The sequence below is a fragment of the Fulvivirga aurantia genome (genome assembly GCF_009711475.1).
GTDB lineage: Bacteria > Bacteroidota > Bacteroidia > Cytophagales > Cyclobacteriaceae > Fulvivirga > Fulvivirga aurantia.
Genome location: NZ_SMMD01000898.1, coordinates 1 through 14593, shown reverse-complemented (window position 1 = coordinate 14593; position 14593 = coordinate 1). Strand labels below are relative to the sequence as shown.

Here is a 14593-nt window from a genome sequence, read left to right as displayed (position 1 = left end):
GATCCTGTTAGTCGAAGAAAATACTTTTTTAGTGGAGAAGAGTCGGTGTATTTTGAACCTCCCCTATGGTCAATTCTAGCTGGTGGTGTCATAGGCTCATTTTTACTTAGCCTATTCATTGCGATTCTTCAAATTAAAAAACATAGTTATTTTAAGGTCGATAGAAAAGAAAATATTCAGTTTACACTAAGCTTACTATGGGCTGGTATAGTAAATTTTATTTTTGGTATAATCGTGTCGAGCGCAGTAATCTTGTTATTACAAAGAACCAGTGACTTTAACTTGCCTATAACACTAAGTGTGGAAGATTACCTTGGCGGAATAGTTATTGGACTGTTCTCAAGTAAGCTAGGCGAAACATTAACTACCACTCTTACAAGTAACACTTAATTTTATTCATTGGTCTCTAATGATCCCACTTGATCGTGAAGCCGGAGAGATTACTCATACACACCGCCATGCCGCACAACCCCTCGTGAATCTCGCTGGTGCTCGATTTCAAACTCTCTACTCGAGCTCGTAATGCACTGATTCTAACAAATAGAAAAAGCCACCCTTCGGGTAGCTTTTTCTATTTGTGGAGCCGGAGAGATTAATATTATTGATCTCTAATGACGCCAGTCCTGCAAATGCAGCTGACTGTCCTTGTCAGTACAAGCGCTAAAATCAAAAAAGTCCACTCAAGTAAAACTTGGTGGACTTTCTAAATTTTATCGCAGACCAGCTGCGCTTGATCGTGGAGCCGGAGAGATTCGAACTCTCGTCCAGTGAAGGCAACTATCGTGTCTTCTACATGCTTAGCTACACTTCTGATTTTCGAGTTAAGCTAGGTAGGTAGCAACCAAACTCAACCTTAGTTGCGATGAGTTTCGCACAGGCATCACAACCCTGCCTGCACTAGTCCTGTTTATCGACACTCCAAAATCAAAACCTACAGAACAGAGGTTTCGTGGAATGTGGCTCGGTCCTGCTTTGGCAGTGACCGTTTAAGCCTGTCAATCATAACATCTGAGTTATGATTAGGCAGCCATGGCGTAATTAGATTCGCCAATTGTGTTGTGAGATTATCTTTCGAGGCTCTCATCTCATGAGCCTGCATGCTTACACACGTAACCACACATCCTGTCGAAACCGGTCGGCCCCAGATGGATTACGTTGTAATCGGATTACAAATATATGGCTAATTAAGTTCGCATAAAAAATAAAGACCGGATCACTCCGGTCTTTATTTTAAATTAGAAATTAGCCAACGTTAATTCTTGATTAGAATATGTGAACTTCTGTAAGATTCATCTTCAGAAATTACCGTCACAGTATATGTACCTCTAGAGATATTTACTGCATTTATTTCTCCTTCGATCTGTCCATGAGATGCAATCACTACTTGCTCTGCAACCAAAGAGCCAAAAATATCATGAACTCTAATGATATAGCGTCCTTCTTTTTCAACTTTTGATTTTACAGCAATCTGCTCTCTAAACGGATTAGGGAATGCTACCAACTCTTCAGATTCTTCATCAGCTACTACATTAGCCATCTCTCCAAATGATCTTTGAACTGCAGCAGAGTAGTGGGCATTGATACAATAAATACCATCAACATCAAACCCATCAGCAGCAGGTCCTATATGATTGGCATTCACGTCTGTTACATCCACAAACTTAACGTACTCTATCTCAAGCAAGCCACTTGTAGCTATATCAAACTCGGTATCCTTACAAGCTGTTCCCAACAAATAGAATGATTCTCCATCGATAGACACATAAACATCTGCCATTTCTGGGTAGGTCTCACATGGGTCACCAACATCATTAAAAGATGTCTCAACTACCATGAAGTCGTTGCCTGGTTGATCTACCACAATGCTATTGAGTTTAATAACTAAAGATCCTCCAATTCCTAATGAGACAAAATTGATTTCGTCATTTTCCTCAGGTAAGCCTAAAGCATTTTCTGGTATACTTCTTCTCGGAGGTACGATCGTACCTTTCTTACGTAATCCTTGATCAAAAGCAATGACCTCTCCACCGTAGCAAGAATTGTCGATATCACATATCTCCCCACCTGATGCTTTAACTTTCTCTTGTTCATCTCCGTTTTCGTCAATCCATACAATTTTAGTAGTATTTGGTGAACCAGGAATTGCCTCAGTAAAGAAGAAGGTGTCTGAATCTCCTTCTGCATAAAGAATGCCTGACTGTGAAGTGCCTACCACATACCAGTTTACCATCACAACAAATGGATTAGGGTTTCTCACTCTCCATCTTCTGAATAGATCTGGATTATTGCTACAAACCGAAGTAAGGTTCAAATCCTCCACCAGACAAGGCAAGCCAGAGCTTTCTGAGACAGCTTCCTGAGTTGCACCAGTGTGGTCTAACCATTTTACTTTTACAGTATTTGGTCTGTCTGTCTGTGTTGGGCTGTAGAAATAATTTACACCCGGAGCCATAGTAATACTATCACCTTCGGCAGATCCTACTACAAACCAGAATGCATCCACTTCAAAAGCGTTAGGGTTGTTTACTTCCCATCTGCGTTGCTCGTCAGGATTGTCAGAACAAGTAGAGGCCAACTCTAAATCTTCTATGATTACGGCATGCATAGTCATATTCAAGACTTTCTCAGGTTCATCAGGCACATTTGTAAGTAATAACAACTCTTTGTTATAAGTACCTGGCTCAACTTCAGTTGCGTCAAAGGTTACCGTCACTTCTAGTGATTCACCCTCGCCTATCACACCTTGTCCGGGATCAAGTGTAAGCCATTGAACACCAGCATAAATGATTTCAACTTCATCAATTTGTGCATACCAGTCAAAATCTCCGGTATTCGGATTGTAATAATGCCATCTCAATTGCATAGACTCAGCGCCAGAGATATAATCATCAAGCTCAAGACTTACAAACTCACCTGGCAGGTTACGTAAACTACCATGATCTTCATTCCAGCTTAGTACATTAGTCCAGCTGGTACCTCCATCTGTGGTAATATCAACATCTAAGAAGTCGTTGTTTAAGAAGTTTTGATAGTTGACATAATATTGAACTACCACGCCAGTTTTTCCATCTACATCTATTACAGGTGTAATTAGCTCTGTATCGTACTCTAGTGTACCGGCAGCATCGCTATCTGCCAATGCAGATTTACCGCTTCCTCCTGTGTAGTTAGAATCGCTTGACTCCCAAACTACCCCATTTCCTTCATTGTCTACAACCGACCAGCCAGCTGGTGGGAAGTCACCTTCAAATCCTTCAAACAGAATTTGTTCACCTTCCATGAAGGTTACCGGTTTGGCGTAAGTCTGTGGTCGAGAGCCTGCATCATCTTTTTGCTGTTTAGACAATTGTGAGTCTGACAGCTCAGTGTGAGTTTGAGCAAAAACACCCGGTGTAGGAGCTTCTCCAAATCCCGCAAACCCAAATCTTAAGTTAGCCTCACCAGTATTGGTAATTGTTACTGTGTGATCTTTGGTAGTACCTAACAATACAAAACTCTCTATCGACTCTGGGTCAACTTCAAGCGCAGGAGGATTTATCACCTCTAGTGTTACCGGAATCACCACTTCAGGGTTATCAGGGTCGTTATTGAAGACAATGATTTCATCTGTATAAATACCCTTTTCCAGATTAGAAGCATCAAATGTCACTTCTATTTCTACTGTTTCACCAGATGCCACATTACCAAACTCAGGATTTGTACTGATAAACGGAACTGGTGGTAAACCATCCCAAATATTCATGTCATCAAGGTCCATCGTAGGGCCACTCGCCTCCATAAGTGATAAAATCACAATCTCCTCAATATCTCCTGCAAATCCCTGACCTGTATAAACCATGGTACCATCAACATAAATATTGAATACAGCAGTAGTTCTATCTACCTCAAGCATAAGCTTAAAGTATCCTGTAGGTAAAGCCGGTGACACCTGATCAAATACAGGGTTGCCAGCACCGTCATCAATCAGTGCATCGACACTACCATCAGGATTTACCTGTAATCTTGTTACTACCAGCTCAGCTGTAGTTGATTGAGGTATCATTTGCCAGGTTACTCCTGTTCCATCTACTTTCACATCAGTACTAAAGCTAGAAGTCGCTTCAGATCCGATACCGACATTTGGTGTGATGGCCACTGATTGCCCTAAACCATCTGATAATCCTCTGAAATGCTGCAATCCGCTCTCAGGCGTATCTGACTCAATGGTCCAGTTGCCATATTGTGCAAACCAACCATCTTGTCCATCGATATCTCCCGGAGCAAAACTTTCGAAATCTGTACCATAAACAGGCATAGATGCACTTCTCTTGCTTCTATCTACAACTATGGCTTCAATGCCCTGGTAGAGTTCGCCATCATATCGGTCACTTCGCACTGGAGTGATAATTCTATCTGCTGGCTTTTTACTCACAGATACAACCTTTGCATCTTTAGCAAAGCCACCCAGGTTATACCTCAGCACACTTTCGCCATTATTGGTAATGGATAGCGTTTGCGTGCTGGAGAATCCACTAACAAGTAGCTCTTCCATAGATGAAGGATTTACCTCGATCTCGGCAGGCTCAAGTACTTCCATTATTGCAAAAACAGAAGCAACAGGAGCGTTAGATGCATTGCTATTCACTAAAATACCTGCAAAATATTCGTCAGGATCTACCTTCGAAGCATCAAAAGTTACTTGTACCGGCAAGTTTTGACCAACTGGTACGATGCCTGCAGACGGACTTACAGTAAGCCAGGCATTGGCATCTGCCATAATTTTTACATCATCGATTTGTACATAGTAATCCCAATCTCCTGAATTAGGGTCGTAGTATCTCCATCTTAATTGCATAGAAGAGGCACCAGCTACATAATCGTCTAACTCGAGTGTTACCAGCTCACCAGGGCTGGTAAAGAATGATCCGTGAGATTCATTCCACCTAAGCACATTTGTCCAGGTAGCCCCATTGTCGGTGGTTACATCGAGATCTAAAAAGTCTAGACCAATAAAGTTGATGTAGTTGACATTGTATTGCACCGCGATACCGGTACGACCTTCTATGTCAATAACTGGCGTGTGTAGTTCTGTATCAAACTCCACACCCTGATTGGCATCACTGTTTACAGAAGCTGCATCTCCTGATCCACACCAGTTTTCCATACCATGGACACTTAACACATCCCATTGCAGGCCGGAACCTTCATTGTCTATCACAGACCAACCTGTTGGAGGGAATGTGCCACCATCAAAATCCTCCTCAAATAAGGTTTCACCAACCATTAATTGAGTAACGCCCCCTACCGATGGTTGCTCAGTACGGTGAGCCATATATTGCTCATACTTAGCACCTCCGATTTCAGCTCTGGTTGATTGGGCAAATGCCATATCCTGACCTGCAAGATCTGCACCCAATACTGAAATAGAAAAGTCCAAAGACTGGCCTCCGGTATTCTTAATTAAAAACTCACGATTTTCAGATTCTTGATAATTTACAACTTGCTCAAGAACCTGAGGGGTAACTTCAATAGCAGCATCACCAGTAACATTAAATGTAGTGGCAACTACCGCTTCGGGCTCAGAACCTCCGTTTACCAACACGTGTAAATCTCTGTAGTATGTGCCAAAAGGTGTTTTTGACCCATCGAAATTAACTTCGATATCGACACTGGATCCTACAGGTATTATGCCTGCCTCCTGAGATAATGTGATGAACTCAGGTACATATCTACCCTCGTAAACATTAACATTATCCATATTAAATACAGGGCCAAATGTCTCCATAAGTGAAAGAACTACCACAAACTCTATATCTGTAGAAAATGCTTTTCCTTCGAAAACCTCAGTGCTGTTTATAAATAGCTTAAAGTTTCCTGAAGTTTTATCCACTTCGAAAGCCAAATTAAAGTAGTCGGATGGTATTGTGTAAGCCAATGTATCAAGATTAGCTCCGCCAATTCCATCATCTGAAACCACTACTACATTACCATCCGGGTCAAAAATAATTCTACCATTGATGGCTAAAGTAGATTCAGTAGAAATCCACCAAGAGGCCCCTTCTTCAAGGTAGACGTCCATAGAAGCTGAAGTAACTGCTTCACCTGCCATAGATAATTGTGGGGTGTATGCAACCGATTGACCAAGACCATCTGATAATCCCTGAAAATGGTTATTACCACTTTTAGGATCATCTGATTCTACTCTCCAATTTCCAAATTGACCCGTCCATCCCTGTTGGCCATTGATATTACCTACAGAGAAGTTTTCGAATCCTGTACTATACACCTCGTCTCCAGCTGCCGATGAAGATACATTCACCTTCTCTACAGCTGCAGCATAGTTTATCATGCTTCCTGCAAACGCATTTATTCTTGGTGGAGAATTATCAACCACCATACTTGTACCGGCATCTGGCGAGCTATTGACAATATCAATTACAAACTCAGCATCAACAGATCCATTATTTGAAATAGTTAAGGTTCTGCTTTCGGAAAGGCCTTTTATAACTGTAACCTCCATCTCTTCAGGGTTCACGTCAATTACCGGCCCTAAGACTGTAAGCTCGACTGGTACAGATAAAATAGCGTTGGTTGGGTCGTTTGAAGAAATATCGATCGAACCAGAGTACAATCCGGCATCTAAAGAAGCCGCGCTGATGGTCACCTGCACTTCAACTGACTCTCCCTGAGCCAATACACCCGATTCTACATCGGTAGAAATAAAACCACTTCCGGAAAGCCAGACAATAGCGTTATGATAAAGCGTTGGCAGATCACCTGACCAACCAGGTATTCCATTTCCATCACTAGGAAGGATATTAAGGGCTACAACATTGTCATTAGCTGCAGCGAAAACATTTCCATCATTCCAATCTGCAAGATGAGTAGCTCCAGGCGCCAAAGATGGGTTTTGCCATAAATAATCATTTCCGATGCTCACAACACCATCCATGATCGGATGATCCGGAGCATGTACAGTTCCTAAAGAAGTACTTCCGAAAAAGTCTGTTGTAGTACCTGTGAAAGGCCCATATTGTTCATCTATAAATCGACCGGCCAGCGACCAGGCATCATAGTCATAAGCAAAGCAGTTAGCTACTACTTTACCCCCTTGATCTATATAATCTGCCAGCAAATCACCAACCACTGCAGGATCTACGGAGCCTGAGGCCAACCACTGTGTATTATTAGTGGTCATCACCACATCAAATGGTGTAAGATCTGCCAGGGAAATGCCAGGCAAACTAGCTTTAGGATATATAGATACATTTAAATCAGAAAAGGCTGATAATGTTGCTCCTAAATCTGTAACGTCTTCATCCGGGGTAAGGATAAGTACGTTTAGGGTTGATGAGCTCAGTTTCGCATCAAACGTTGCCGTTCTACCCGCGAAGCTATTTGCTTGCTTTTGTTTAGTAGCTGCAGATGTACCAGCAATTTTACTCACTGGAGATATAGCGACTGAAGTGGTTGAAGCTGAGGATGCTTCACTCGTTTCAATACTAAATTCAAGATCAGCCACCCCATTATTAGTAATGGTCATAGTCTCAGTAGTACTGGCACCTTCTTCTAATTCTACGGTAAAAGACGCGGGATCGACACTAATTTGAGGTGCTTCAACTCCTTCTCCTGTTAACGACACTTCATAATTTGTATTATCAGTATCGTTGTTAGAGATAATCAATGCTCCATCGTCTAAACCAAGTGCTGTTGGAGCAAATTCTAATGTAACAGTCTCTGACTGAAATGGTAAAATATTGAATGACGTGTTACCTATAACATTAAAGTCACCAACAGTGGTTAGATCACTAACCACCAAAATTTCTGTTCCTTCGTTGGCAATCTCTACATCAGCAGTAGATGCACCTCCCACGAAAGTATCTGGGAAGCTAACTGAAGTCGGGTCTACACTTATAACCGGCTTTCCTGTACCTGTTACATTCAGAGTTGCAGGCACGTTGAATGAAGGATTAGCAGGGTCATTGGTTTTAATCAGTATTTCGTTTTCATAAGTTCCTCCGAATAGACCTGCAGCATCAAAAGTAACTGCTACTACCTGATCACTATTTGGTGGCACCTCACCAGAGTCAGGACTTATTGATAAGAAAGGAAAGGTGTCTAATTCACCATCATAGATAGACATGTCATCCATCATAAATAAATTGCCATTCTGCTCCATAGGAGACAGCAGCACAACCTGCTCTATATCACCAGTTACTGCCTTTCCAACATAAACAAGTTCATTATTAATGAATAAATTCATGTCAAAATTAGCTCGGTGCACCACCAATTTCAGGTCAAAATAACCTGTAGGCACTGTTGCTGAAAGGGCCACAAAGTCACCAACATCACCGTCATATACCGAGATCGATCCGTCAGCATCGAAACTTACACGAGTTACTATAAACTCAGCCGAAGGTGATTGAGGGATATATTGCCATGAAGTACCGTTATTATCAACACTCAATTTAGCCGAGGTTGAAGAATACTCTTCAGAACCCACGCCCACATTAGGGCTAAATGCTAAAGAAAAAGAAGTTCCTGGGGCTAATTCTGCCGACTCAGCTCTGAGATGATTACTGCCAGAGTAAGGGTTTGCATTACTTACATTCCAATCTTGCAGACCTGCAGACCAACCTTCTTGACCGTCTATATCTCCCAAAGACATAGACTCAAAACCTGTAGCATATTGATCACCAGCCAAAGGGGCAACATCGCTTGAGACATAGGCCTTTGTAGATGATAATAATTTTGAATGTGGCTTAATATTCTTTGTAGTAGTTACTGCTCCAGAAGGAGTAAAAACTGTTCCTCCCAATGAAATATCAAACTCAAGAGGACCATCTCCTGTGTTTGAAATTGTTAGATTTTGAACCTCAGACTCTCCGGTTGTTAAATTAGAGAAAAGTGAAGATGGATCAACACCTGCAACTGGTGGGTCATCCGTTGTGGCATTCACCACATTACTTATCCCGGAAACATTACCAAAAAAGTCGGCTGACTTTATAGCAAAATAATATTGAGTAGATGGACTAAGCCCTTTAACCTTAAAAACTTCGGGTGTACCTGCCACTGAAGCATTTGGTACTCCTGGAGCTTCTATTCCAGCATTAAAATTTGATGCATTTAAAGGAAAAGTAGCGTAACGCAATTCATACGAAGTGGCCGATCCGTTACCAGGATCTGCCGGTGCAGTCCATCCGAGTGTTACACTTGAAAGGTCCTTATCGTCAACTGACAAATCATCTATATTCAGTGGTGGCTGTCCATCGTCTTGCTGTAAGGCGGCAAAGGCGTTTACTCTACCTGTACCCAGAAACTCTAAGCCCGGAAGTGGATCAGCAGTTTGCTCTATTCTGGCTCTTACCTGTGTTGGTGTAAGGCTTCCCAGATTTTGAGAAATAATAAGACCTGCTACCCCAGAGACATGAGGGCAAGCCATTGAAGTACCTGTTAAGTTTCCATAGCTATTTCCAGGTAATGTGCTAAAAACATTTACTGCCGGAGCTGCCACATCTACCCAATCTCCTCGGTTAGAAAATACATACTCATCATCATTGTGATCGGTACCTCCTACAGCTACTATAGGTTCGTAAATTCCGGGATACCACTGGTCATCAGTACCATCATTACCTGCTGCAAAGATTACAATACCTCCTTGCATAGTACCGTTAGGGTTGCCAAACTCATCGAAGCCAGCTTCTGCGATAAAATAATCAATAGCGTCTAATACAGCTTGCTCAAAAACATTTGGGCTTGTGTAGCCCCAGCTATTCTGAGAAATAACTGCTCCCATATCTGCCCCGTAGGTGTAGGATTCGGCAAAGCCCCCTACATTAAACTGACCAAAGGCAGCACATGACATTAACCTTACTCCATCGCCAGAGCCATCACCTCCTGCTACTCCTGCTACACCCACACCATTATTGGTTACGGCTGCCACAGTACCACCTACGTGTGTACCATGAAAATCTGCAGGAATTGTACCTGAGTTGTCACCAAAACCATACCCGTTGATATCATCGACATACCCATTGCCATCATCATCTACACCATTGCCGGGAATCTCACCTGTATTTACCCACATATTGGCCGCAAGATCTTCGTGAGCTACATCGATACCTCCATCTGTAACGGCTACTATCACCTCATTTTTACCTGTTTCCAGGCTCCATGCTTCTGGGCAACTTATATCGGCACCTACAGTACCACCTGTTTGGCCTGTGTTTTCATAATGCCATTGGCTACCATACTGAGGGTCGTTAGGGTCAGAAGCCAACGCTCTTACACGAGCATTTAATGCTTCACGATCAATACCAATAATTTCTTTTTCATAAACCGGTTCAGAGACCTGAACATCGGCAAGATTAGCAAAAGCACTTACTGCTGTTGAGACTTTGGTTGATTTGTCAAACTTAATCTCATACCATAAATGCAGGCCATGCTTTCTGTGTTTAGCCTCAAATCTGCCTGCAGGTCTAAATACCCGCGTCATATTATTGGCCTTACAGGTGGATAATGCCATATCTAAACCGGCATCACCTGTGCGTACATATCCCAGGTCAGACCTGGTCATTTTACTTTGCTCCATGAAGGCTGCTTTCTCCTCCGTGAGCTTGATCCTTACGATTCCTTGTTGAGTTTGAGCCAACGAAGACAAGGATGTGATCAATACGAGAAATAGTGGAAGAACATAGCTCTTCCACTGACTGTAGTGGTTGTTCATAAGTGGTAAATTAGGGTTCGTGATCTTTTTCGGAATATTCAATGTCGCACTATTTAAAGATAATAGCAAGCATTAATTCTATATTTTGTACATTATGTAATATTTTATTCCGTTATTCTTAATTTCATCAGAATCATATGTTGCAACATGCATATGACTCACCTCTCCTTAACCCTTTTCTTTTGCTGTTTTTTCCTCATCAGTTAACTTTGCCGGATGACAAAAAAATACACCCTGCTTTTATTCGTATGGCTTACCTCTCATGTACTTTATAGTCAAATTTTAAAGGTTGACAAAGGTAATTTAGATGCTGACTCATCCGGATACTTTATGGGAAGCGTAGATGCCAGCTTCAATATCAACAACCGCAGTACTACTGCTGAAGAAGAAGTAATTTTTAAAGGGCTCAATGGAAATGCCGATTTAGTTTATGTAAGTGATAAACATGCTTACATCCTTATCAATAGTATCAACTATTTTACCTCTACCGGAGGACCATTGATCAGCACCGGCTATGCACACTTTAGAGTCAATTTATTGAGGAAGAAGACGCTGTCTTACGAGCTGTTTACCCAAATTCAATATGATGATGGAAGAAATATGCCATTTAGGTTTTTGCAAGGGGGTGGTATAAGAATAAACCTTGCCGAATCTAGCAACTCCTCACTACACCTTGGCCTGGGCATTATGCACGAAGAGGAACACTGGAAGTCTATCAGAATGGATGGTCAAATCATTGAAAAAGAAATCTGGAAAACTTCAGACTATATAAGTGGAAAGATAAAGGTCAATGACTATGTCAATTTTAGCATCATCACGTACTACCAGGGCGGCTATGACAATGAAAGTGAGGTGTTTAGAAATAGGGTGAGTGGTGACGCAGTACTTTCTGTAAAAATAACTGATAGGTTAGCTTTTCTCACTTCGTTTTCCGCCCAATATGAAGACAAGCCGATTATTCCGATCAACGGTTTTGTCTACTCACTAACCAACGGACTGAAATTTAATTTTTAATAAACCAACTCTATTTCCTCTAAATCGGGCAAATAATCTTTTAGGGTAAATGTAGAAAATAATTATCTTGTCATTTTAATCGAAACATATAAATGGCGAGAATTGGTGAATTGCCCAAATGGCTAAAGAAAACCCAGCAGAACAGTTGGGAACCTGAAATTTTCATTTCTGGTATTGTTTTATATGGTTTAATTCAACTGCCGGAGTATCTCCAGGATTTTAGATTATTCTACAGACGAGAAGTTTTTGGCAACACCAGTGATATTGATAATCTGGTGGGTATTATCACTACCGGTATACAATGGATGACTTTTGGCCTTGTTCTGCATCTATTTTTTAGAGGCATTTGGATTGGTCTGGTGGGTCTAAGCTATGTTTTTCCTCGAGGCATAAACCATCAACGGCTCAACTATAAAGGTAAATTTGAGCATTCCATAAAGCGTATTCCTGATTTTACTGACCAGATTATTAAACTCGAAAAAATCAGTAGCTCGATATTCAGTATCAGTTACTTGATTTTCATGAGCATCTTATCGTCATATCTCTATCTTGCGCTCACGGTATTATTACCACTCTATCTGTTTTTATCAATTACTGATTATAGTTGGTCAGACATGGCCTACAACTCCGATTTGTCACAAGCATGGAAAATCTACGCCATAACTATGCTGGTCTTAGGAGCCATCTATCTCTTAGATTTTCTATCGCTGGGCCTTTTAAAGAAAATCAGGTTTATAAGGAAGATCTATTACCCGTTTTATGTTTTTATGAGCTTTGTAACTGTGAGTAGTTTATACAGAAGTATCTACTATATCCTCATCAGTAATTTTAAAAGATGGAAAGTGATCTCTTTTCTTGTTGCGTTTGTCCTCATCACCTATGCGATGATCAATATCAATGTAGGCCGATCGTCCGTCTCATATCAGATGAGCCAGCTTGAGATGTATGGCGTTGAGAGAAAACACTTCTCTACTTACGAATACTACGGCACCTCACAGCAAGGAGGAATCGACCAGAGAGCGACTATTCAGAGTGACATTGTAAAAGATGATGTGCTAAGGCTTTTTATTAGCCATAGAATAAGCTTTGAAGATTCTATCAAAAGTCTTTGTAACTATAATGAGATAGAGGAAGAGTTACAGTCAGATAGCTTACGGCTTGAGTGCATGAAGAAATTTTTTAATATCGAAATTAATGGTGAGCCGGTAACAACTGACCAGTGGATGTTTCACAAGGATGGAAACACACAACATCGTGGAGTACTGACCTATATCAATATTTCTGATCTGGAAACCGGACTGCACAATTTGGATGTAAATCTTGAAAATTGGTTTTGGAAGAACTATGCACATATTCCTTTTTATAAAGAATAAGGTACTGATACAGCTGAACGGTCTTTTGGCTAAGATTTAAGCTTTATAAATAATATCAGCACAACCAAACCCACTGCTATCGCCAACAGCAACCAATAATAGTTGAAATTAGAAGGAAACTCCATCGATTCCATTGAACCATTTACTATAAAAGATGACCAATAAAATGGATGTGCTGTATTTACGTCCGCATTCTGCAGATAAGCAAGTTTGGCTTCTTGCATAGCCCGATCCTTGGTCATTCCGTTTTTTATGTTCTCGTTAAAATCACCAATGATTTCATAAGTAGACCAGTCATTAGCATACCACATACTCATAGTTATGCTAGGAGCACCTGCATACTTAAATGCTCGACCTATTGAAGCTATTCCCTCCCCCTTTTCAAGCTGACCATAACCCGTTTCACAGGCACTGAGAATAACCAAAGATGCACTTAACTGCATGTTTGCTATGTTTTTCATCGGCACGAAGCCATCTTCCTTCTCTATAATAGAGTAAGGACGATAGCCAGAAAATACTAACCCCGAATGGTCGACATTATTCTCATCGTAAAATGCATGCATACTCAAATGTAAAATACCAGCCTTTTCAGCCTCGACCATAAATCGGTCTTCATTTGCAGCATCGTTTAAGAAAATTTCACCATTAAAAAGTGTTTGCGCATCTTTTACTTCCTTTTGGTTATAGGTCAATCTACCTAAATTGCGATTTGCCAGTAAAAAATTAGAATCTTGCTCATATACCATTAATTCCTTGATCGAGTCCTGTGTATAAGTTGGTGCAAAGCCCATATACTCCAAATTATTATTATGGCTGAGCTTCGATGTTTGCAAATGCATACTCATAGAAAAGTCATGCCCTATGGCCCATTTTTTGATCATAAAAGGCCAATCCGAAATACTTGAAGAGGTAATTTCTTCTGTGAGAAGCAGATCAAACGGTAAATAACTCAAATAGCTATCCGGTAAAATTAAAAGTCTTTCCGTCTCACCCATAATAGAATTTGCTGGGCTAACTAATAGCTTATAAAGTGCTTCAAGTTCTCTTTTAAAGCTCTTTGGTGATGATCCGGGGTCTTTGATTTTCTTAATCAGGCCGACTACCTCGCCACCAAAATTCTCTGCTAGCTCAATCTTTACGAGTTTTGATTCCTGGGAATTTGAAGCAAGTAGATATACTTTATTTTCAACAAGGAAATAAGAAAGTATACTTTGATCTGTACTTATCGCAGCTTGCACTTCTTTCAAAGACTTGAACGAGGATGAGGCAAGTTGATAGTACTCAGGAAAATGAGTCGTAATTTGGGTATGTAATGAGTCATAATAATCTTCGGCTAATTTGAGCTTTGTAAAAAGACTGTCTGCCGGCTCATCTTCAGCTAGAGTATTAATGCGGCCACTCAGGTCAGACATTAGAGTTTTCATACTATCAGCCTCATATTGCCAATTAGTGGCTATGCCTTTATCCAGAAGAAATGATTTTTGATTAAAATCTTCCAGCA

5 protein-coding genes and 1 other RNA gene are annotated in these 14593 nt (G+C 40.9%); 3 read left to right on the top strand and 3 right to left on the bottom strand.

All coding sequences use genetic code 11. The features are described 5' to 3' along the window. On the top strand, positions 1-390 hold a 390-nt coding region (locus tag E1176_RS20760), incomplete at its 5' end, for a hypothetical protein (RefSeq protein WP_185152836.1). 344 nt (positions 391-734) lie between these two features. Here E1176_RS20760 and ssrA read toward each other — a convergent pair. Then, positions 735-1143, bottom strand: a transfer-messenger RNA (tmRNA) gene (ssrA, locus tag E1176_RS15580). Positions 1144-1252: 109 nt separating this feature from the next. Next, on the bottom strand, positions 1253-10747 hold the full coding sequence (locus tag E1176_RS15575) for a S8 family serine peptidase (protein WP_155211713.1): 9495 nt from the start codon (positions 10745-10747) through the stop codon (positions 1253-1255). A 174-nt stretch (positions 10748-10921) separates the two neighbouring features. Between E1176_RS15575 and E1176_RS15570 the strand changes: the two genes are divergently transcribed. Both E1176_RS15570 and E1176_RS15565 read left to right on the top strand, forming a co-directional pair. After that, positions 10922-11719 (top strand): DUF481 domain-containing protein, encoded by a 798-nt coding sequence (locus E1176_RS15570; RefSeq protein WP_155211711.1) that lies wholly within the window; start codon positions 10922-10924, stop codon positions 11717-11719. Positions 11720-11811: 92 nt separating this feature from the next. Next, positions 11812-13092 carry a hypothetical protein gene (locus E1176_RS15565; protein WP_155211709.1) on the top strand — a complete coding sequence of 427 codons (1281 nt, stop codon included), beginning with the start codon at positions 11812-11814 and terminating at the stop codon, positions 13090-13092. Positions 13093-13121: 29 nt separating this feature from the next. Here E1176_RS15565 and E1176_RS15560 read toward each other — a convergent pair. Next, a partial coding sequence (locus E1176_RS15560) for a CHAT domain-containing protein (protein WP_155211707.1) occupies positions 13122-14593 on the bottom strand: 1472 nt, incomplete at its 5' end.

Excerpts from the sequence above, each read along its gene's own strand:
- E1176_RS15570 (WP_155211711.1), top strand. The coding sequence starts at position 10,922 with ATGACAAAAAAATACACCCTGCTTTTATTCGTATGGCTTACCTCTCAT.
- E1176_RS15565 (WP_155211709.1), top strand. The coding sequence starts at position 11,812 with ATGGCGAGAATTGGTGAATTGCCCAAATGGCTAAAGAAAACCCAGCAG.